The organism is Caulifigura coniformis (assembly GCF_007745175.1).
Classification (GTDB): Bacteria; Planctomycetota; Planctomycetia; order Planctomycetales; family Planctomycetaceae; genus Caulifigura; species Caulifigura coniformis.
This window is the reverse complement of record NZ_CP036271.1, coordinates 905,736-926,510: the sequence shown is the minus strand read 5'-3', so window position 1 is coordinate 926,510 and position 20,775 is coordinate 905,736. Positions and strand designations below refer to the sequence as shown.

Below are 20,775 nucleotides of genomic sequence, written 5' to 3'. Positions count from 1 at the left end.
TCCAGTTGCCGAACTCGGGAATCGTAGGTTGAAGCTGTGCGACCGTAAAGACGAACTTCGAATCGGCTGGGTCAACGTCTGTTTCGCCGCGGTTCAGCCGTGAGAAATCTAAGCTCCGTACTACGGTACAGAGTCAATCGTTTTCTGGTTGATTCTCAAGTTCTTCTGGCTGTCGGGCAAACCCTGCAGTCCGTTTGTACCGGCGAGGCAGTTTGTGCGTCCTTTCCTGAGGATTGCGGAGTTTTCTTAGGTGCAGGATCGATGAACTGAGCGGGGGAGCAACTACGTTAATCGATTTGCCATGGATCGGCGATGCTGCATGCTGGATTGCACCCTGCGCCTGCGCCGTCGCGCGATGATCTGCTTGTTCGGCGGCATAGGCACGTTGTCGTTGTTCGCGGCACCTCTGACTTGTTCTGCTGCAGAACCGAATGCTGAGACGCTCGTAGAATCGCAGCCGACTGTCTCGCACACTCTCGACTCTCTGATCCATTGGGCTGAGCGGTCAAATCCACGGCTGCGCGAATCCGCGGCCGGCATTCAGGCAGCACGTGGAAAGGCCTATCAGGCGGGCTTGTACCCCAACCCGACGCTTAACGGCGGCGGCATGCAGATCGGCGGGCGAGACAGTCAGTATTTCAGTCAGCTTAGCCAGGAAATCGTCACCAAACATAAGCTCGGTTTGGACCAGGCCGCGGCCTGTCAGGAGGTTACTCAGGCCGAACTTCGCTTCGTGAGGACCAGGTTTGAATTACTGACCGCGGTACGGAAGGACTACTTCAGCGTCTTGGCTGCGCAGCGCAAAGTCACAGTCCTTCGGCGGCTGATTCAGCTCAGTAGCGATGTCGCGGAATCAGGGCGCAAACTCCAAGCGGCCGGCGAAGGGACGCGAGGTGACACCCTGCTGTTTGAGATTGAACTCGAAAAAGCAGAGGTCTCTCATGAAAACGCCATCGCTGAGTTACGAGCTGCCCGCCGTCAACTCGCTACCGATCTGGCTTTGCATGATGCACCTGATCTGGCTGTCTCTGGGCCACTGCTCCAGGAACCCGATGGCATAATTCCATTCGTGAACGCAGCCGGCTTTGTTCCGCGAAATGCGGAAGTGCAAATCGCCGAACGGGAGGTCAATCGATCAAGATTTCTTTTGCAGCGTGCCGAAGTTCAGCCCTTCCCGAACGTCACACTGAGCACGGGCTACATTTACCAAGTGATGTCGCCGCACAACTTGGCCATTCTTCAGGCCGAGATTCCCATCCCCGTTTGGAACAAGAACCAGGGAAATATTTCTGCGGCCTGTGCTGAAGTAACAAAATCTCAGCAAGCCGTTGCTCGAACGCAACTGGACATCGCCAGGCAGATGGCTGACGCCATTGGGAGGTACCAGCAGGCGCAACAACAAGTCGTGCGTTATCGGGAGCGGATCATCCCGCGAGCCCAAGAGGGTGTGAAAGTCGCCCGCAGCGGCTTGGAAAGTGGTCAGCTTGATCTCTTGCGATTGCTGCAAACGCAGCGGGCGTTGATTGACTCAAGCCTGTCTTACCTGACGTCGCTTCAGTCGCGATGGAGCGCCGCTGCTGACATTGCCGGGTTGATTCAGTTAGAAGATTTCCCCGGCACCGACGCCCCAATCGTTCCCGATGAAGCGGAACCGGCAGATCCTCCCACGGCCGCTGCGCCGTAATCACGACAATCGCGCAGAGCGCAGTCGCAACGAATTGGCAATCACCGACACGGAACTGAGACTCATGGCAGCTGCGGCAACCACGGGTGAAAGCAGAATGCCGAAAAATGGGTAGAGCAGTCCTGCCGCAACCGGGACGCCGAGCACGTTGTAGATAAAGGCGAAGAACAGATTCTGTCGGATGTTTCGCATCACGCTGCGGCTGAGCCTCACGGCCTTCGTTATCCCCCGCAGGTCACCTTTGACCAATGTGACACCGGCACTTTCGATTGCCACATCGGTTCCAGTTCCCATCGCAATGCCGACATCGGCCGCGGCGAGAGCTGGGGCATCGTTCACACCATCTCCCGCCATCGCCACGATAGCGCCGCGTTTCTTCAGTTCTTCGACATAACGCTGCTTGTCGTCTGGTTTAACACCTGCTTGGAACTCATCGATGCCAAGCGAGCCGGCGACGGCACGTGCGGTGTTTTCATGGTCTCCAGTCAGCATCACGACGCGCAACCCTTGTTGATGCAAGTCGCGCAGCGCTTCCTGAGTCGTCGCCTTGATCGGATCTGCGACCGCAAGCAGCCCGGCGACATGTCCATCAACTGCAACAAACATCGCAGTCTGGCCCTTCTCTTGAAGTGGACGAGCGCGATCTTCCGCACCGTCTAGACCCGAGACCGAGCGCTCTCGCATGAGCACAAGCGTCCCAATCAGTACCTTCCGCGAATCAACAGTACCTTCGAGACCACCGCCAGTGATCGAAGCAAATGTGGAGGCGTCGACTAAGGTGAGCTTCTTCTCGCGAGCACCTTCGACAATCGCTCGAGCCAGGGGATGTTCACTGGACTGCTCAAGGGAAGCGGCCAACCGCAGGAGATCGCCCTCAGAATGTTGACCAAGGACGGTGACTTCAGTCAGCTTCGGGCGGCCTTCGGTCAGCGTGCCGGTCTTATCGACAACGATCGTTTTGGCTCGTTGCAGATGTTCTAGAGCTTCCGCATTTTTGATCAACACGCCTTCCCGAGCGCCGCGTCCAACGCCAACCATGATCGACATGGGAGTTGCTAACCCGAGCGCGCACGGACAGGCGATGATGAGGACTGCGACCGCATTGACCAAGGCGTAAGCAAACTTCGGTTCTGGGCCCCACGTCGCCCACGCAACGAATGTAAGCAGCGCCACAGCGATCACGCCGGGCACAAAATAGCCCGCGACAGTGTCAGCAACGCGTTGGATCGGGGCTCGGCTCCGACGTGCGTCTGCAACCATCTGAACGATACGCGCGAGCATCGTCTCAGCACCCACACTCTCGGCCCGCATCACAAACGAGCCAGTGGAGTTAATTGTGCCGCCGATCACTTTTTCATCGATCGACTTCTCAACCGGCAGTGGCTCGCCGGTGATCATCGATTCATCAACTGAGCTTCGACCTTCGGTGACGACTCCATCGACGGGGACTTTTTCACCGGGGCGCACCCGGAGCAGGTCGCCGGCTTTAACGTGCTCAAGAGGCACATCTCTTTCTGTACCGTCTTTCAAAAGGTGGGCCGTCGTCGGAGCCAAGGACATCAGTTCTCGAATGGCGCTTCCAGTACGTTTACGGGCGCGCAACTCCAACACCTGTCCGAGAAGAACCAGCGTTGTAATGACGGCGGCGGCCTCGAAGTAGAGTTCGACCACACCGTGCATCTTGAACGAGTCAGGAAACGCGTTTGGAAGCAGAATCGCCGCCAGGCTGTAGACATACGCGGCCCCAGTGCCGATGGCGATCAGCGTAAACATGTTCAATCGCCGTGAGATCAGCGACCGCGAGCCCCGAACGAAGAAGGGCCAGCCGCCCCATAACACGACCGGTGTCGCCAGAAGAAACTGGAGCCACTGGTTTTGTTTCGAAGACAGCCAGGCGTGGGTGTCGATCCCAACCATTGGCGCCATCGCCAGCAGGAACAGAGGAAGGCTGAGGACCGCCGACACGACGAATCGCCGAGTCATGGATCGCAGCTCGACGTCGTCGTCGCCGCCAGGTGTGCCCGCAATCGGCTCCAGCGCCATGCCGCAGATCGGACACTCTCCAGGATGATCCTGCCGCACCTCCGGGTGCATGGGACATGTCCAGATTGTAGTGCCGCTGGACGGCTGAGCTCGTTCCAGAGCCATGCCGCATTTGGGACAGTCACCCGGTGTGTCGCTCTCAACACCGGGGCACATCGGACAAAACCAGGCCTTCGTCGGCTTCTTGGCCGGTGCGGCATGTTGGTGCCCGCCGCCACAACAGGAATGGCCCGCTGCAGGCGTGCCGAGGAACTTCTGCCTGCAGTGCTCGCTGCAGAAATACTCCGTGCGTCCGTTCTTCTCGGCCTTCAGAGCCGTGGCCGGATTCACGGTCATGTGACAGATCGGATCGATCGCCTCACCTTCGTGGGGATGAGCGCCGGCAGGTGGCACGATCGCGGACGAACGATCTCCCTCGGTCTTGTGACCGGCATGTGCATGGCGGTGGGAATTCGCAACGAACTTTTGACGGCACGAGGCACTGCAGAAGTACTCGACTTGACCGTCGTGCTCGAACCGATGCGGCGTCGATTCGTCGACTTGCATGCCGCAGACTGGATCTTGGTGTTTCATGACTTCTTTCCTTTCGTCGCCACGGTTGTCCCGGGCCCGTGCTCCATCGCGTCGACAATCGGGCATTCGCTCAATGGGCCGTGACCATGGCACTCGTCCACGAGTCGCATCAGAGCGGCCCGGATCTGCTGCAGGCTGCGCACCTTCTCGTCGATCTCTTCGATCTTTTGCCGCGCCTGCCTCCGAACATCTGCGGCCGTTGAACTGGGATCGCGACGCAATTCCAGAAGGGACTTGATTTCGCTCAGCGTGAAGCCGAGCTCTTTTGCACGTCGGATGAACTGCAACCTCGCGATCGCAGCTTCCCCGTAGTTTCGATACCCAGAGCTGCGACGCTCTGGCTCGGCGAGCAATCCTTGGCGTTCGTAAAAGCGGACTGTCTCCACTCCGACGCCGGCAGCCCTCGCCAGGCGGCCGATCGTCAATGACGCCGGCGGGCGTTCTTTCGAATCTGTCTGAGTCGCTTTCATGTCTCGATTGTAAACCCCGTACTAGGCTACAGGGTCAAGGGCGTCCGGCTTGGAATTCGGCATCGCCCCGCCGCGTGGGACGAATCCGCACACTCGTGCGGCTGAATTCAGGCCGCACTGTGCGGATCCGCACGGAACCTTCGACGTTGAGCCCTGCCAAGCCGTGCTGTCCCGTGGAAAACGCCTAGGGCTGCGGTTTGGCACGTGCGTTGCCAATGACTGGACCATCCAACATGAAGTGAGTTTCCGGTTTCTGAGTTGAGATCACGCTCACTTGCTCCGCTCCGCCGATCGCAACGGCGGAGTGAATCTCGCACGAGGAGATTTGCAGTGTCGTTGCGCGCTTTCACCACTCTGTCTGCGGTTGTCCTGGCATTAGGAACCGCATCACTACTGCCTGCTCAAAACTTTCCCGGCAAACCAGCCAATCCGGGCCGGCAGGAAATGAGCAATTCGTATCGGTCGCGTGGCTCGTTCTCGAACGGCTACCGGCCGTCGATGACCTACAGCTACCAGCAGTCGGCTCGCTCGCACGCCCAGGCCTTGAGCTCGCAGGGGCAGACGGTGAAGCAGCTTGACCCGCAAACGGCCCGCGAACACGTCGCCGAGGTCAAGAAGAATGTCGAGTCTTCGAAGAAGGAACTGGCGAAGATCGACCAGACGGCGGCGAAGAACGCCGAGATCGTGCAGCACATCGACGCCATGAAGAAGCACTACGAGGCGGCGGAGAAGTGCTGTGTCGACGCGGAAAAGCACATCACGGACGACCCGAAGGAAGCGGAACTGGCTTCGTGCTGTGCCGACATGGACAAGCACCTGGCCGCGGCGGAGGCAGAGCATAAGAAGCTAATGGAGTTGCTGCACATCGAGCTGCCGAAGCCCGCAGCCAAGTAGAGGATTAACCTCACGAGATTCGTCTGGTGGCGGAACTCGTGCGACCGGCAGTCCGAGCTTGCTGGAGACATCACGTCTCGGGCTGCCGGCATCACCAAAAAGATCGAAGTGAACAAGAATCCGCGAGCTCCAGGCAGGACAGATTCCCCAGTCGAGCTCCCGGTCAAAGAATAAGGAGACAGCCATGCTTGCGAACAGAACCATGAAACGCCTGGCACTGGCAGCTGTGATGGCGGGCGGCGTCCTGATGGCGACCCCCGCAACCTTCGGACAGTGTGGTGGCTACCGGACCTCTGGCCGGGTCTACGCACGGCCGACGCCCCGTGCCTCGGTCGCAGCTCCGACGTATTCGTATCGGAGCGGTTACCAGGGCGCGCCGACGTACACACCGGCGCCCGCCTACAGCGGTAATTACGGCTTCGCGGCCCCGAGCTACTACGGCTCAGGTCGTGGACCGGTCAACGACTACAGCGCTTACCGCAACATGTTTAAGCCATGACTTGGCCGAGCGTTCTTTTGCCTCGACCTCTGGGTTGAGCGAATGAACTCCCGGGTTCAAGGGTCGTCCTGATTCATTTCAGGACGACCCTTTTTTTTGTTGCCCGCGGCTCAAACAGGAATTCGTAGGTCACTGGCAACTGGCCGAGCGATTTCGAGCGATGGTAAAATCGCCGGCATGAGATATCGATTTCGTCCCTGCGTGAGCGCCTAATGAAAACCGGCATTTTGCAATCAATCTTACTTGTATCCCTGATTGTCGCGACCAGCGTGCATGGCATCGCCGACGACAACGCGAATGAGGTTTTCGCACGCCGAATTCTGCCCTTGGCCAAGGCAGACAAGCCATCCAGTTGTACGGAGTGCCACGCAGCAGGTGTCAACCTCAGCCAGTACATCCGCGATGATGCCTCGGCAACATTTGTCGCATTGCGTTCCGCAGGGCTCGTGAATTCGGAGCAACCCGAGAAGTCGAAGCTGTTGGAGTTGATTGCCCGCGCCCCGGATAAAGGTGATCCGCTTCTGGCGAAGATTCGAGCCGAGGAGCTGGAGGCGTTTCGCACATGGATTTCGGCGGCAGCCAAAGACGCTCAGATTGCAGGTGCGCCGGCTTCATCCGCTCCCATCGGGCCTACGCTTCCGCCTGAAGTAATCCGTCATGCAAGGCGAGATCGCGTGCTGGCATCGTTCATCGAGAATATTTGGATCGAACGAGAGCGGTGCGCCGGCTGCCATTCGCCAGATAAGAACCAACGCGTCGTAAAAGAGCATGGCGACCAAATCTCGTGGATCGTTTCCAATGACGCAGCGGGTACGCTCGCCAAGATCATCAATCACGGTTTGATAAACCTGGACGACCCCAATAAAAGCAAGATTCTGCAAAAGCCGCTGGGCGAGGTCGAACATGGAGGTCACGTGAAATTCACTCGCGGCACCCGGACCGACAAGCAATTTCGCAGGTTCCTGGACGACTATGTCGCAACCCTCACCGGCAAGTACCACACGGCTGCCGAACTTCCGCAACAGCCCGATCTCGTAGTCGTCGCCACCGCTCAGCATCTGCGTGTAGTTGAGCTTCCCCGTGCCTATGCCGAAAAACTCATGCGGATTGATCTGCATCGTTGGACTGATGATGGCTGGACTTCAACTCCCGTCGCTTCCGTCGATGGGCGCGGCAACCCGAAGAACGCGATGTTCCAAGGAGTAGTGTTTGCAACCTTGCCTCGCACAATGGACATTGCCAAAGAAGTCGAGACTCGCCGACAACTGCCGGGAGGGCGGTATCTTGCCAAGTTCTACGTGGATCAAGGGGATAGGACCGCTAAGAATCGTGACTACGAATTCGGAGAATCCGATCTGGTGGGACAGGTGGAGTTTGACGGACCCTGGCCCGCAGGTTATTCGCCGCCCAAGATTATCAAATCACCGGAGGTTGCGTCTGGCCGCCAGTGACAAGTCGACGTGGTCAAAATCCCGGTCCGAGACTTCACCCACGCCACCCTGTCGAACACCGATGGCCTCCCGCTCTATGGAAAAGGCCGATTCCTGGGCTGGAGCGGCCCGACGATCAACGGCGTATCGGTGCTCCTTTCCCAGAGTGGCACGCTCGGACTGGTGATTCTGTCCGCGGGGAAACCCCTCTTGAGGGAAGCCACGGGAGCACTTGGAGAGATTGGCACGCTTCGAACTGCGAGCTGACGACGAACAAGCAGCAATTGGGTCAGCCTAGCGGCGTGGTCTGCCGAGAGGCCGTCGCGGAATTAGCTGTCGCGACTAACGCCGTTCGCAGTTCCGCGGAAAGCATCGGCGACGACCCAACGATATCGTGCAGCTGAGGGTCAACTGACAACAGCCAGTGCCTATTTGTGACCTCATAATGCAGCGTGACGGTCGCTCCAGGACGGAACTAGCTCTGCTATAAGAGTTAACGCTAGAGTTCCCTGCGGGTTCAATTCCAGCCTGAACACAGCGATGGTGTGGGACCCGCGACAGGAGTGTCGCATTTCACCGACAACATCGACTCACTAAGGCTGCTGTCCCACCGACGCAATTCCTCGAAAAAAAGTTCTAACGGCGTCCTGTCATCCCGATTTTTTCGGCCGCTGCTCCGTCCCAACCTGTTGGAAGAAGAGTGCTTGGGACAAAGTTCAATTGCGTCCAGGCGCCCAATGTCCATTGGACGCCGATTGAACTCAACTTGTCGGCAACAGCCTTTCTTGCTGACCGAGTTGATGCATCCAGGAGTTGGGCGTCGGCGGAATCGGGGAGATGGTTTCGAGCCAGCGAGGACTACTTGCAAAGGTCGCTGACATCAACCGCCGCGTTGTTCGCGAATGCTCCGCAGATGGCCGGCGAGCTCCAGGTGCCGGGCATATTCTGCCCATCCGTCGGGCGTGTTCTCGACCTTCGTGTCCCGTATAGTCGGATCGGCTCCACGGCTGAGCAGCCAGTCCGCCATTTCACGACGATTATTCAAGGCCGCATAGTGCAGAGGCGTTCCAGCAAAGTCGAACCCGGACGGGATGGCATTGATTTCCGCGCCACGTGTCAGCAGTTCGCCCGCTGTCTCGTGTTGCCCCCAGGCTGCTGCGAAGACGAGCGCGTTGTTGACGATCTGCCGATGATCGCGTCGAATTTCTTCGGGAATCGTCGGGCCAAACGGCCACCCAACTTCGCCAGCTTCCTGATTCAACTGGCCATTGGCGGCGAAGCAGCGTTTCACGCCCTTATGGTCGCCGAGCGCTGCGTACTTTCGAAGGTTGTCGACCGGAGCGCCGCGCTTTAGCAACAATTCGACCGTGGCTGAGTGCCCCCAATAGAGCGCCTCTTCCAAGGGGGACCACGTACCGTCCCCCGCAATCGGCGCACCAAGATCCAGGAGTGTCTCCACACCCACGACATTGTCGATGCAGGCGGCAGCGCCTAGTGGCCCACCCAGCTCAGCGCCAAACTGTGCAAAGAGGCGAATCAAATGCGCGAGTGATCGCCTCGGCGGCATCTCTAGAACGAGACAGCAAAGCAATGTTGGATGATCGCACTTCGAGAGGGACCGATCCGTCGCCAGCGATGGGTCTGTGCGCACGAGGCGTTCAAGCTCTTCGGAGTCATTCGAGATGATGGCGGCCTGAGCGGGAATGAATTTATCGTCCATGGCGTGCCTCTCAGCCAAGCAAGACGTAATGTGGTTCCACGAAAGCATCCTGTTCTATACATGACGTCTTTCGAGAACCGTCATCTGGCCCCCGACGTTTCTCGCAACGTCTCGATGACGTGGCAGCAGTCGGCTTGCTCCGTATCCTTGCATTTCTCCAGCGACGCCTTCAGCACTCGCTGAACATGACGCAAGTCCTTTAGCCGTTGATCCACTTCAGCCAGCCGATTTTCGATGCGAGACTGCACTTCTCGACAAGATGCAGCCGTGTTATTCGGCGTTGAAAGAAGCGCCTTCACGTCATCCAGCGTGAAACCGATGGCCTGCGCTGCCCGGATGAACTTCAGCTTGCGGAGTGACTCCTCGCTGTAGAGCCGATAGTTGCCCACGGTACGGTCTTCCGGTTCGACCAATCCGACCCGCTCGTAGTAACGAACCGTCGTGGTGGGAATGTCGGCTGCTTGTGCCAGTTGGCTGATGGTGTATTGCTTGCTCATCCTCTTGGCTTAACATCCTGAAATTACGGACATTGCGACCATTTCTCGGGAATATTCAAGAGTCCCGTTTAACGGCCTTGACCTTGCACTCAAGTGCAAGGTCGATAATACGGGAAAGGAATCCGATGGGCAATTCAATTCAGGGATTAGACGCCATGCCAGTTGAAGCGACAACTCAAACAAGGTTGGTTTGCCCCTCGTGCGGAACCAAGGGAAGGCGTGTCGGTCTGGCCACGTTGCGGGCCTTGCTGAAGGAAGAGTTTGTCCGCGAGTTCAGTGGCGGCGAGCAGGCATCCTGCGATGCAAAGAGCAACGGTGATCCTGGATGCTCGCCGCTTGGAGGTGACACGGGCTGGCGATTCTGCGACTCCCTGGAGTGCGATGTCGTCTACTTTTCCGAGACCAGCGACCGCACTTTCCTGAAGTGTCACTTGCATGTACCTGTCGGCGTCAAGGAGAAGGCTGGGGACCGGCCGCTTTGCTACTGCTTCGGCCACTCGATCGCCAGCATCAAGGATGAGTTCCGCACGAAAGGCCACAGTGACGCTTTGCAGCACATTCGGGCGAAGATGAAAGACCCTGGTTGCCGTTGCGTGACGGAGAACCCGTCGGGCTCGTGCTGCCTTGGCAGCGTGACGAAAGGAGTCGAGATCGCCCGGAAGGAGCTGACCATGAGCGACTCAGAAATCGGACCGGCTGCCACGCCTGTCAGGCCGCCATCGAATCGAGGCGAACTGATTGCCAAGATCGGCACGGTCTTCTCAGCCATCATGGCCTCGGCCTGCTGTTGGCTACCCTTGGCGTTGTTGGCGGTCGGAATCTCCGGGGCCGGGATCGCCGCGACATTGGAGACGTATCGGCCGCTGTTCATGGTCGTGACGTTCGGCTTCCTGGTCGCGGCGTTCTACTTCACCTATCGGCCGAAGAAGGCGTCTTCCGAGCCGGGACACGATTGTTGTCCCCCGGCGCAATCCGCCGAGAAGGACGCTCAAGGCAATTGCTGCGCCCCTGCTCAGAAGAGCCGATTCAGCATGATGGCCACGAACAAGGTCATGCTTTGGGGCGTGACCATTCTGGCCGTCGCCTTCCTGCTCTTTCCACAGTATGTTGGGTTTCTGCTTGTCAGTCGCGACGCTGCCAGCGAAACCGTGGCGGAAAGCCCGCTCGTTACTAACACGACCATCGCCATCGAGGGCATGACCTGCGAAGGATGCGCCGTCGCATTGCAGAACCGGATCAAGGACGTGCCGGGCGTGCTGGACGCCAGGGTGGACTATGCCAACAAACAGGCCATCGTCTCCACCGAATCCTGCTGCCCATTCCCGAAGGACGACATCCTCAAGGCCATCGAGGAGTCGGGCTTCGTGGGCCGTATTCCGTGAATTGCCAGCGATCAGGCTTGTCTGTGATCATCAGATTTCCCGGAGAAATGCCGCCGCAACGCGGCATCCCAGCCTTGGATGCCAGCGGTGAAAAGTTCAATCGCCGTCCTGTTCTCTCGACTTGACAAGCCCTTGCAGGGCAACAACTTACGAAAACAGCCACCGGAACCCTTCGGTGGCTTTGTTATTGGGAACCCTTTTGGGAACCCTTCGCACCGTCGAAATTGCCGGCTCGGCCCTACCGCCGACCACAACGGCCCCCGGTGCCTTGGGCCTGCCACCCCCACCCCAATCGGCCCACGGGGCTGCTGTGGCCCCCAAATCGGCCGTGCTGGTAGCTTCCGCCGTCACCCAAACTCGATAGGGGCAGGGCTATGGCCGACGAACCGCAGGAGCCGAAACCCGAACGCGACTGGCCGCGAGGAGATGCGAGGTTCGTGGGGAAGTGGGAGGTCAGCTTCTACGACCAAGAGTCACGACTTAATCGGACGCTCGTTCTCGTCCTGAAATCGAACGGTCTTGGTGAGACATATGGGAAGGTCCGCCGAGGCGGAGACTTCGCTTGGGAGGTTCGAGGTAAGGTGTTTCGCCAAGGCTCGCCCACGACCAGCAGAATCGTCAACGATGCGATTGCAAGCGTTCAGCGCCAGTTCCCGACCGACTATATCCAGGTAAACATTGTGTCTGTCGACGCTGATGAGATTGAGATGTCGACAGAATCTGGCAGTCGAATAGTTTTCAAGCGCATCCCCGAATGACCCATCCCCCATCACCACCGAACCGACAGGCGCAATAAGAAAGCCCCCGCACAGGCAGGGGCACGGGGGGCTTGCGGGCAGCTGCGAGCGCGAGAGTCTCGCACCTTAGGTTTTACTTCCGTATGCGTGCTGAGCACCAGTGGCCGGGTAGTGGTGCATTTTGAGAAATCTTGCCGCGAAACAGCTTCCTGACGTTCAATCGGCGCTGCGTTGGAAAACAGTCGGCTCGGTGTCCATGCCGCCCATGCTACTGGAATCAGCGTCGGCGTCATCTTTTAGAACCAATCTGTCTCGCGTTACCTCGACGATTGATTGTTCGTGCCGACCACACATGAAACGGGTTCCAGTGAGCCCGAAGACGATGTTGGAAGCCCATTCGGCAAACTGAAGCGACCGGCCTCCAAGATCAAAACCGGTTATCAGCCTGCCGTTCTCAACTCGCCACGCAAATCGATTCCGATATGTCGGGGATAGCTCGCAACGGCCGCTGCCGTTCGCGAACAACGTCATGACGCATGACGTTCCGTCCGGCTGAGCGAATGACCACGTCCCTACGAGCCTGGAATCGCGACGGGGCCAATTCCACGAGATCATGACGCTAACCAGAAAAAGCAAAACACCGGCGATGATCCATCGTCGGCGTTTGAGTTTCGGCTTAGGCGATTCATTGGCCATCCCGTCAATCTACGGAAGGGCATTGAGATTCGGTGGACAATTACGCCGCTTCCCCGAACAAATCGTCCAGCTTCCAGATATGGTGCGTCAGGTTCGCCCGCATTGGTAAAGGCCGCGTCGCAACCAGCGCCTTCGAGCCAGCTGCGGTAATCGTGTAGCTCAGGGTCGGGCTGCCCTCGGCCTTGGTGCTGGCGATGTAGCTTCGCCCTTCCAGGCTGTGCTTACCGCTTCGGCCGAGCCCGCTCTTGGTGGCAGCGACCAACAGCTTCGACCATCCACGCGGAATGCCCGTGGCTTTGCACAGGTCCGCGCGGGACCCCGCGCACCCGAGATTGACCTTTCTCGGACGACACAACGGCCCTCAGTGACTTGGGCCATGCCCGCCCCGATCGCCATCAGCCCACGAGGCTGCGGTGGCCCCACATTCGGCCAGGTTGGTAGCCTTGGCAGCACTCAACTTCGACAGGGCAAAGGGCGATGGTCGACGAACCGCAAAAGCCGCAACGAAGACGCCGCCATTGGCTGATCGGCGCGTTCGCTCTTGTGCTCGTGTCGACGGTCTCGTGGTGGTATTGGCCGCGTGCGGATTCCAGGTTCGTGGGGAGGTGGGTTGCCCAAGGACAACCGGTGATCCACTGGGAGTTCTACGAAAATGGGACGTATGCCTTTGTCCATCCCGCGGGTAACAGGGTCTATTCGCCATTCACGATCAGCGGTGACCAATTGCTGATTGGTTCAACACGGGCCGCCAAAACAGCGATACGAAAGCTGGCAGAAGTTTCTCTGGACGTTGTTGCTGATCTAACGGGGGTTCGTTACGACCCCGGTGGAATTGACGGAGTCACCGTGCCTCGAACGTTCTCGTTTACTGATCCAGACTCGCTGTCAGTTTGGAGCGACGGACAAAGGTCACCCAGGAAACTCACTCGAGCCCCGAAATGACCCCCAATAAGAAGCCCCCCGCCCAAGTCAGGGGCGAGCGGTTGCACGTGCGTGCTATTGGGCTGCGAGCGTGGGAGTGCCCTACCATAGGTCTTACGTCCGCATGGGCCGTTCGCACCACCGGCCGGGCAGTGGTGCATTCTGAAGAATCTTGCGGCAAAAAATAGTTTCCGGTGGGACGTAGTCCACATGGAGCAAGGTCGATGGTTAGCCCAAATTGTCCCGATTGTGATGCCGCTCGGGATGCTTTGCATGAGCCGTTCTGTCTCAAGGAACGCTGCCCCTTCTGCGGACAACAACTCCCAACGTGCGACTGCATTTTTGAAGTGCTGAGCCTGAGTGACGATGAGCGGCAGTTGGTCGAAGAATACGAAGACGACTCAGTTGACCCGCTAAAGTCAATCTGCGAGCGATGGTTCGCCGCTCTTGAAGCGAAGGGGCGGATTCCGTGGTGAGCGCACGAAAAAGCCCGCCCAACATCATCGCCCGGCGGACCTCGCGACTCAACAGCCGGTCGTGGTCAGGAATCAGAACGGCGGTCGGCCCATCTTTTGAGATTCCCCTGCACCGATGCCCTGATCAACAAGCTACAGCCCCATAGAATCAAGATCCCGGTACCGACGACGAGGTAAAGCCACGCGGCACAACCTGCCCAGTCGTCGCGACGGACGAACGGGACCGCGATGACAAACCCGACCGTCCACGCAAGCCATGCAAGGGCGATTCGGGGCGGAGGAGGAGCGAAGGGCTCGGTCATAGTCGATCAATTGGCGGCGCATGAAAAAGCCCGCCCTGATCCTACGGGCGGGCGTCGCAGTTCGGTGGGCAATGACGCCGCGGAGATCGACACGATGAAGCCCGCCATGATCGACGAAATCGATCGCCGCGCATGAAAAGGGCCGGCATTCTGCGGCGTGCCGGCGTGCGGCAAATCCTGTGCGCGCGGCAACAGGCCCTCCAACGGCGAACGCCGGGATCAGCGTTCACGTCATCACTTGGCCGGCGGCGAGAAGACGGTGTTCCAGTCGTTCTTCATATCCACGACGAGCCATCCGCGAGTCGGAGCTTCGTCGAGCGCCTTGTCGAGTTTGCCGCACATGCTCTTCCGGTCATACGCAAACTCACGTTCGGCATCGGTGTGGTGCACGATCAGGCCGAGACGCGGCGTCTGGTCCTGAGGGCTGCGTGAAATGGTGGTCCACTGAAGCATCTGCAGGTCCCCATCGGAGTTACCGAAGGCCGCGATGGGGCGCCGGCCGATGGATTGCTGGATGCCGACCGGCTTGCCCTCCTTGTCGTCGACCAGGTTGATTTCCGGCAGTTTCATCAACACCGGGATGCCATCGCGCATCTCGAGTTTCATCTTCAGGCTGCTGCCGACGACCTGCTCGGGAGGAATGCCGTAGATGCGCTCCGTCCACGGCCGCATGAACTCGACGCCTCCCCCGGACACGATGAACGTCTTGAAACCGTTGGCGCGGAGATAGGCCAAGAGCTCCCGCATCGGCTGGTAGGTCATCTCCGTGTACGGGCGGCCGGTTTTCGGATGCCGGGCCGTGGCGAGCCAGTCGGTGACAACCTTCGCGAACTCGTCGGTGGTCAATCCCGAATGAGTCGCGGCGAGCATCGTCACGAGCCCCTTCTCGCCAGAGGCCGCGACGGCGGCCATGTCCCCTTTCAGCAGAGAGGCGAACGGCTCCTGCTCCTTCCACTCCGGGTGCTGCGGAGCGAGGGCCTTGACGCGGTCGAGCACGAAGAGAGCCTGAAAGTACATCGGCTGTTCGGCCCACAGGCAGCCATCGTTGTCGAAAGTCGCGATGCGCTCCGGCACGGGAACGAACCCGGGTGCTCCTTCTGTCGTCACCTTCTGCACAAAGGCGACGATGCTCTTCTTGCGGGCCGTGTCGTTCCACGATGGCAACGGGTCGTCTGCGGCGGTGGAGTGACGCGCGCACAGCAGGACCGTCAGCAGTGCAACTGATCTCAGCGCAGCATTCATGGTGTCAACCCGACGTTGTTTTCATGTTCCGAGCCCGGATTCGATCGTGGTGGACGGCTTGCGAAGAAGCCTGATCCGCCAAGACCACACGACCTGACCATCATTCGTCACGACTTCGAGAACGTCAGCTTTTTGCTGTCACCGAGCGGGGAGAATGACAGTGTCGTCGCATTCTGCAGGTCGATCTCGCTGAGCATCACGCCGCCACTGTCAGGCTGCATCACCAGATTGTTGCCGCGAACAACGTACGCGCCGCTCACCTTCTGAGGCTTTCCGTCGCGGGAGAACTCCCAGGTGAATGAGTCGTCCTTGTTCAACATGAGCAAATACGTCCCGCCATCATCCTTCGCGGTCCACGTCGCCTGCAGCTTCTCGATGGGCCACGCAGGGTCTTTGACGTTGTCGGAGGAGGCCACCGGGCTGGAGGCCGCGGGTGGCGTCGACGACTCCGGCGCGTACATCTTCACAAGCTCGGCCGCCAGTTCATCCTTCGGCTGCCGCTTCACGACATCTTCCAGCAACGCGACGGCGTCGTCCTTATGTCCCTGCGTGATGTAGTGATAGGCCAGCAGAAACTCGGCATCCGGCTGCGGATCGGCCTTGATCGCATTCTCGAGTTTCCGCACCTGCTCAGTGTAGACGTCGGCGTTCGAGTAAAGACTGATCATCGTCGTCCAGTCCCATCCCGGGCCGGCCGCCAGGACGGGGTGGATCGTCGCGGCTGCATCGCGATACTGCCCAAGAGCAAACAGGCACAGGCCGCGGAACTCGTTGATCGCCGCGTCGCGCGGTGCGGTCTTGAGCGCCTGGCTGGTCAGGTCGAGAGCCTGCTGGAACTGATCGCTCTTGAATGCATCCCGCGCCTGATCGAATGCCGTGGTCACGGGGTCAGCAGGGGCCGCTGCATCAGTTGTGACAGCGGCCGACTGGTCGACCGTCTCGTCCGAGACCATATAGGACGGATCGCCGACGATCGGCTGGGAGTAATCGACGTAGCCGCCGCCTCCGCTGCTGTAGTAGGGGTTGTAATAACCGCCAACTCCGAACATCCAGTTGGCGGCGTTGATGCCCCACATCGTGGCGCCGAACGCCATGGCGACGGGATAGTTGTTCCACAGGTAGTCCCACCGGCCGTAGCCCCAGGCGGGAGCGTAGCCGTTGTACCAACCGCCCCAGTTCCGGGACCAATGGCCAGGCGGTCCGCTATAGCCGGCCCAGCCGAACGCTCCATTCGGGCCAATCGCGCCGCCATGTCCCCAGACATTGCCGTTGGGTCCCCAGCCGACGGTGTGCCCCCAGGCGCCATTGGGACCGATGCCGGTGGAGTGACCCCAGTGTCCGCCGTTCGGTCCCCAGGCGCCGGTGTGGCCCCAGTAGCCATTCGGCCCCCAGAACCCGACGTGATTGATCTCGCCGCCGTTGGGGCCGTTCCACTGCTGGTGATGCCAGTCGCTGTCTCCCCAGTGTTCGTCGAACCGGTTCGACAGGTCGTTATGGCGATCAGCGATGTGTCCGGATTCACCGGGAGTCCAGCGCGTCCCGGCGCCGCCTGCACCCGGGCGATTGATATTGATATTTCGATCACCTCCGTTGATGTTGATCGAGTTCCGATCGCCGCCGCGGTTGATGATGTTGTTGTTCGAGTTTCGATCCCCCCCGCGATTGGCGATGTTGTTGTTCCCTCGATCACCAGGACCGCGGTCGCCGGGCCGATTTCCCGGCTGGAACCGTTCGCCGGCGCCGCCCTGTCCGGGGCGGTTGGGACCAAGCCCTGGGAGGGTTGCCGTGTTGTGGTCCGGCAAACGGTTCGCCAGGCCGGGAAGATTCTCCGGTCGATGGCCGCCGATCCCGGCCGTGTGCCCGGGAAGATTGGGGCGCGCGTTTCCGCCACCGATGGATGGACGACCACCGGGAGTGAGATCAGGCCGCGTGATTCCGCCCCCCGGATTGATCTGGGGGCGATTGCCGACCTGCAGTCCCCCGGGCCGCTGACCTGGCCTGTGCACCACGTTGGGGTGCAGCCCGCTCCCGCCGGCGGGACGGTTCAGACCACCGCCACCCGGCCGGCTGATACCGCTGCCGCCCGGTCGACTGACCCCGCTGCCGCCGGGCCGGCTGACTCCGCTTCCCCCGGGACGGGAAACCGGGTGGGAACTCGGCCGCGAGATCGACGGATGGGAGCCGGAGGAGGGTCGAAAACCTCCACCCGACATTCCACCGCCGCCGTGAAATCCTCCGCCGCCCCCATGAAAGCCACCCCCGCCGCCCCCGCGGAAGCCACCGCCTCCGCCGCCTCGGAATCCGCCTCCGCCAAACCCGCGGCCAAAGGCCGTCCCAAGGAATAGTTGACTCGACAGAAGGCCCACGAGGATGGCGTGAATGACCGAACGCTTCATGGCAGCACCTGACGTGTGACTTGAATGAACGATGAGCGACGCGCCGAACTGTCGCCTGCTGATCAGCGTGTTGTGATACGCGTCGCGGGCGACGGAGGCTGACGCACCACGCGATTGGAGAATGAGGGCAACGGCGCGCCGCCGGCCGTCCGCTGTTCCTGGGAGATGACCAACGCGTCGTTGCCGTCGCGCTCATATCGAACGACGGCCGACATCCGGCCACCCGTCGTGTCGACGCCGTTCAGCTGGACCGACCAGGAGTCATCCGTTGGCGTCCACCATCCATCGGCCGATCCGCCGTCGGCCCCGAAAATCCAGGACCGGAACTGCCCGCGCTCCGCATCCCAGCCGATGCGATGCGTGCCGTTCATCGATTCGCCGTCCGCCTCTTTGACCGAGAATTCGCTGATCAGATAGTTCCCGTTGTCGGTCCATTTCCATTCGGTGTCGACGAGCGACCCTCCGGACTCCTGTCGCCAGCGACCGAGAAGCCAGGCCAGTGCCTTCAGTCGTTCATGCGGGACAGGCGGCGGCGCATCGAGTTCCCGAATGCTCGCGATGAGCCAGGCGCCATCGGGCTGCCGGAGGTGCGTGGCAACGTACCTGGAATGAGAGATCGCCCCATCATTCTCGGGTGTGAAGGTCGAGACGCCTTCCTCGATGATTGCCGTTGCTGCGATCGGTCGGATCGAAGTGATCTCGATGGACGTCTCGCCTTTGGGCCGGCCCGCCATCTGGGCCGCAAACTCAGCTTCGATCGCTTCCCGTCCATGGAAGACGACTCCGTCCTCATCAACGTATTCGGCCTCCGGAGTGAACAAGGCCCCGATCGCCTTGGCATCATTGCTGGCGAAGGCCTTCTGATAGGCCGCGACCGAGTCGCTGACGACCTTCGCGATTGCATCGGTGTCGGGCTCTTTCGCGAACGCCGTGACCGGACCGAGAATCAGCAGCAGACAGATCGCCCAGGTGAAACGAACAGACATGCGGCGCCCTCCATCGGCAAAGACCTTGTTCGACATTAGACGCAATCAGCCGCTCAACAAGGCCACTGATGCTCTCACACGACGCAATTGGTCGAACAAGGCGGCTTCAACTCCGCGGCAGAGCATTGAGCAGCGAATAATTGAGCACACGCCTGGCATTGCTGGCGAAATGCCGCAATGCCAGGCGTTGTACTCATGGAGTTCGGGGAGCCTGCGACGAATCACTTCGCCCCGGCTTCGATCTGCTTCTGGATCTTTTCGAGATTGAACGATCCCGGAGTCTGGCTCGGCGGGTAGTCCTTCATCGACATCAGGAACTTACCCGCATACGCCTGCATCGGCACCAGAACGTAAGTACGTGACAGGAACCAGTCATTATACGTGTTCGAGTTGTGCTGCGCCTTCTCGAAGGGGTCGCGGCGGAGGTGGAACAGCAGCGGAACCCGCAGTTCAGTGAACGGCTCGCGCCACACCTCGAACGCCACTCCACGATTTTCCAGGAACACGGCCTTCCAGTCGTCGTAGCGAATGGCCACGACATGACCGTCGTCGTTCACATACATGAATTCGTGACGGGGGCTCTCCTTCGCCTTTCCGCTCAGATAATCGAGCTGATTGTGGCCGTCGATGTAGTTGCGGTATTTCCGGCCATTCAGCTCGACGCCAGCGGCGACTTTCTCCTTGATATCAGCGGCGCCGGCCGCTGCCGCAAACGTCGGGAGCCAGTCTTCGTGGGCCACGATGCCGTTCAGCGTCTCGCCGGCCGGAAAATGACCTGGCCAGCGGACGAAGGCCGGAACGCGATAAGCGCCTTCCCAGTTCGAGTTCTTTTCGCTGCGGAAGGGGGTCGTGCCGGCATCCGGCCAAGTGTTGTAGTGCGGCCCGTTGTCGGTCGAATAGAAGACGATCGTGTTGTCGGCGATCTTCAGGTCATCGAGCAGCTTCAGCAGTTCGCCGACGTGATTGTCGTGCTCGACCATACCATCGTGGTACTCGTCGCCGCTCGGTCCCGAAATGCCCGTGTTTTCCTTCCGGACGTGCGTCCGGAAGTGCATCCGCGTCCCGTTCCACCAGCAGTAGAACGGCTTGCCAGCCTTCTGCTGGCGCTGCATGAAGTCCTTGGCAGCGGCGAGCGTTTCGTCGTCGATCGTCTCCATCCGCTTCTTCGTCAGCGGGCCGGTGTCGGTGATCTTGCCGTCGGCCGTCGCCTTGATGACTCCGCGCGGCCCGAACTTCTTGCGGAATTCGGGATCCTTCGGGTAGTCGCGGTTCTCTGGTTCTTCTTCCGCGTTCAGGTGATACAGGTTGCCGAGGAACTCATCGAAGCCGTGGACCGTCGGCAGGTGTTCGTCGCGATCACCCTGGTGGTTCTTTCCGAACTGCCCGGTCGCGTAGCCGAGGCTTTTCATGACCGTCGCCTGGGTGACGTCCGTCTTCTGCCAGCCCTCTTTCGCCCCGGGGAGGCCGACTTTCGTCATGCCGGTACGGACCGGAACGTTGCCGCCGATGAACGCCGCCCGGCCGGCCGTGCAGCTCTGTTGGCCGTAGTAGTCAGTGAATGCGATGCCTTCTTTGGCAATGCGATCGATGTTGGGCGTCTTGTAGCCCATCATGCCACGGTTGTTGTGGCTGATGTTCCAGGTGCCGATGTCATCACCCCAGATCACCAGGATGTTCGGCTTTTTGTCTTGTGCCGAGATGTCCTGGACCAGACCAGCGAGCAGCGAGACGGCTGCCATCAAGACCGTCCGAATACACTGACGACCGTACCTCTTCATCTGACATCTCCCCACTTCAGGATTCGAATTGCCACATCTCTGAGTTGCA

The 20,775-nt window shown here is 59.9% G+C and carries 17 protein-coding genes; 8 read left to right on the top strand and 9 right to left on the bottom strand.

What is annotated here, in order from left to right; translation table 11 throughout:
- Positions 1–319 precede the first annotated feature (319 nt).
- Positions 320–1,684: a TolC family protein gene (locus Pan44_RS03710; protein ID WP_197453823.1), complete on the top strand. Its 1,365-nt coding sequence runs from the start codon at positions 320–322 to the stop codon at positions 1,682–1,684.
- Here Pan44_RS03710 and Pan44_RS03705 read toward each other — a convergent pair whose 3' ends face one another.
- Entirely contained in the window at positions 1,685–4,300 is a 2,616-nt protein-coding gene (locus Pan44_RS03705) for a heavy metal translocating P-type ATPase (protein WP_145027371.1), read from the bottom strand.
- The gene (locus Pan44_RS03700) at positions 4,297–4,770 is read right to left on the bottom strand and encodes a MerR family transcriptional regulator (RefSeq protein ID WP_145027369.1); all 474 of its coding nucleotides are present in this window, start codon (positions 4,768–4,770) and stop codon (positions 4,297–4,299) included. The genes Pan44_RS03705 and Pan44_RS03700 overlap by 4 nt, the downstream gene beginning before the upstream one ends.
- A gap of 330 nt (positions 4,771–5,100) precedes the next feature.
- On the opposite strand from Pan44_RS03700, the gene Pan44_RS03695 reads away from it, so the two are divergent.
- The 4 genes from Pan44_RS03695 (at position 5,101) to Pan44_RS03680 (ending at position 7,860) form a co-directional block, all read left to right on the top strand.
- Positions 5,101–5,664, top strand: coding sequence for a hypothetical protein (locus Pan44_RS03695; RefSeq protein WP_145027367.1), 564 nt, complete (start codon positions 5,101–5,103; stop codon positions 5,662–5,664).
- Between the two features lie 184 nt (positions 5,665–5,848).
- Positions 5,849–6,163: a hypothetical protein gene (locus tag Pan44_RS03690; protein ID WP_145027365.1), complete on the top strand. Its 315-nt coding sequence runs from the start codon at positions 5,849–5,851 to the stop codon at positions 6,161–6,163.
- 212 nt (positions 6,164–6,375) lie between these two features.
- Positions 6,376–7,614 (top strand): hypothetical protein, encoded by a 1,239-nt coding sequence (locus Pan44_RS03685; RefSeq protein ID WP_145027363.1) that lies wholly within the window; start codon positions 6,376–6,378, stop codon positions 7,612–7,614.
- Positions 7,615–7,623: 9 nt separating this feature from the next.
- The gene (locus Pan44_RS03680) at positions 7,624–7,860 is read left to right on the top strand and encodes a hypothetical protein (protein ID WP_145027361.1); all 237 of its coding nucleotides are present in this window, start codon (positions 7,624–7,626) and stop codon (positions 7,858–7,860) included.
- A 613-nt stretch (positions 7,861–8,473) separates the two neighbouring features.
- Here Pan44_RS03680 and Pan44_RS03675 read toward each other — a convergent pair.
- Both Pan44_RS03675 and Pan44_RS03670 read right to left on the bottom strand, forming a co-directional pair.
- Positions 8,474–9,313, bottom strand: coding sequence for an ankyrin repeat domain-containing protein (locus Pan44_RS03675; protein WP_197453822.1), 840 nt, complete (start codon positions 9,311–9,313; stop codon positions 8,474–8,476).
- Positions 9,314–9,393: 80 nt separating this feature from the next.
- Positions 9,394–9,810, bottom strand: a complete 417-nt coding sequence (locus Pan44_RS03670; RefSeq protein ID WP_145027356.1) for a heavy metal-responsive transcriptional regulator — start codon at positions 9,808–9,810, stop codon at positions 9,394–9,396.
- A 32-nt stretch (positions 9,811–9,842) separates the two neighbouring features.
- Here Pan44_RS03670 and Pan44_RS03665 point away from each other — a divergent pair, with 32 nt between their 5' ends.
- Together Pan44_RS03665 and Pan44_RS03660 are read left to right on the top strand one after the other, a co-directional pair.
- Complete coding sequence (locus tag Pan44_RS03665) at positions 9,843–11,192, top strand: mercuric transporter MerT family protein (RefSeq protein ID WP_197453821.1); 1,350 nt, start codon at positions 9,843–9,845, stop codon at positions 11,190–11,192.
- 374 nt (positions 11,193–11,566) lie between these two features.
- Entirely contained in the window at positions 11,567–11,950 is a 384-nt protein-coding gene (locus Pan44_RS03660; protein ID WP_145027354.1) for a hypothetical protein, read from the top strand.
- Between the two features lie 715 nt (positions 11,951–12,665).
- Here the strand turns inward: Pan44_RS03660 and Pan44_RS03655 are convergent.
- On the bottom strand, positions 12,666–12,980 hold the full coding sequence (locus Pan44_RS03655; protein WP_145027352.1) for a hypothetical protein: 315 nt from the start codon (positions 12,978–12,980) through the stop codon (positions 12,666–12,668).
- Between the two features lie 1,270 nt (positions 12,981–14,250).
- Here Pan44_RS03655 and Pan44_RS27755 point away from each other — a divergent pair.
- The gene (locus tag Pan44_RS27755; protein WP_145027350.1) at positions 14,251–14,460 is read left to right on the top strand and encodes a hypothetical protein; all 210 of its coding nucleotides are present in this window, start codon (positions 14,251–14,253) and stop codon (positions 14,458–14,460) included.
- Positions 14,461–14,558: 98 nt separating this feature from the next.
- On the opposite strand, the gene Pan44_RS03645 is transcribed toward Pan44_RS27755, so the two are convergent.
- From Pan44_RS03645 to Pan44_RS03630, 4 genes are all read right to left on the bottom strand, one after another.
- Positions 14,559–15,566, bottom strand: coding sequence for an HAD family hydrolase (locus Pan44_RS03645; protein ID WP_145027348.1), 1,008 nt, complete (start codon positions 15,564–15,566; stop codon positions 14,559–14,561).
- A 107-nt stretch (positions 15,567–15,673) separates the two neighbouring features.
- Positions 15,674–17,572 carry a tetratricopeptide repeat protein gene (locus tag Pan44_RS03640; protein WP_231754219.1) on the bottom strand — a complete coding sequence of 633 codons (1,899 nt, stop codon included), beginning with the start codon at positions 17,570–17,572 and terminating at the stop codon, positions 15,674–15,676.
- A gap of 452 nt (positions 17,573–18,024) precedes the next feature.
- Positions 18,025–18,948 carry a YybH family protein gene (locus Pan44_RS03635; protein ID WP_197453820.1) on the bottom strand — a complete coding sequence of 308 codons (924 nt, stop codon included), beginning with the start codon at positions 18,946–18,948 and terminating at the stop codon, positions 18,025–18,027.
- A 221-nt stretch (positions 18,949–19,169) separates the two neighbouring features.
- Positions 19,170–20,687 carry an arylsulfatase gene (locus tag Pan44_RS03630; protein ID WP_197453819.1) on the bottom strand — a complete coding sequence of 506 codons (1,518 nt, stop codon included), beginning with the start codon at positions 20,685–20,687 and terminating at the stop codon, positions 19,170–19,172.
- Positions 20,688–20,775: the final 88 nt, after the last annotated feature.

Bases quoted from the DNA above. Each gene is read 5' to 3' on its own strand.
- Pan44_RS03710 (WP_197453823.1), top strand. From the start codon at position 320: ATGCTGGATTGCACCCTGCGCCTGCGCCGTCGCGCGATGATCTGCTTG.
- Pan44_RS03705 (WP_145027371.1), bottom strand. From the start codon at position 4,300: ATGAAACACCAAGATCCAGTCTGCGGCATGCAAGTCGACGAATCGACG.
- Pan44_RS03700 (WP_145027369.1), bottom strand. From the start codon at position 4,770: ATGAAAGCGACTCAGACAGATTCGAAAGAACGCCCGCCGGCGTCATTG.
- Pan44_RS03690 (WP_145027365.1), top strand. From the start codon at position 5,849: ATGCTTGCGAACAGAACCATGAAACGCCTGGCACTGGCAGCTGTGATG.
- Pan44_RS03685 (WP_145027363.1), top strand. From the start codon at position 6,376: ATGAAAACCGGCATTTTGCAATCAATCTTACTTGTATCCCTGATTGTC.
- Pan44_RS03675 (WP_197453822.1), bottom strand. From the start codon at position 9,313: ATGGACGATAAATTCATTCCCGCTCAGGCCGCCATCATCTCGAATGAC.
- Pan44_RS03670 (WP_145027356.1), bottom strand. From the start codon at position 9,810: ATGAGCAAGCAATACACCATCAGCCAACTGGCACAAGCAGCCGACATT.
- Pan44_RS03660 (WP_145027354.1), top strand. From the start codon at position 11,567: ATGGCCGACGAACCGCAGGAGCCGAAACCCGAACGCGACTGGCCGCGA.
- Pan44_RS27755 (WP_145027350.1), top strand. From the start codon at position 14,251: ATGACAAACCCGACCGTCCACGCAAGCCATGCAAGGGCGATTCGGGGC.
- Pan44_RS03645 (WP_145027348.1), bottom strand. From the start codon at position 15,566: ATGAATGCTGCGCTGAGATCAGTTGCACTGCTGACGGTCCTGCTGTGC.
- Pan44_RS03635 (WP_197453820.1), bottom strand. From the start codon at position 18,948: ATGTCTGTTCGTTTCACCTGGGCGATCTGTCTGCTGCTGATTCTCGGT.
- Pan44_RS03630 (WP_197453819.1), bottom strand. From the start codon at position 20,687: ATGGCAGCCGTCTCGCTGCTCGCTGGTCTGGTCCAGGACATCTCGGCA.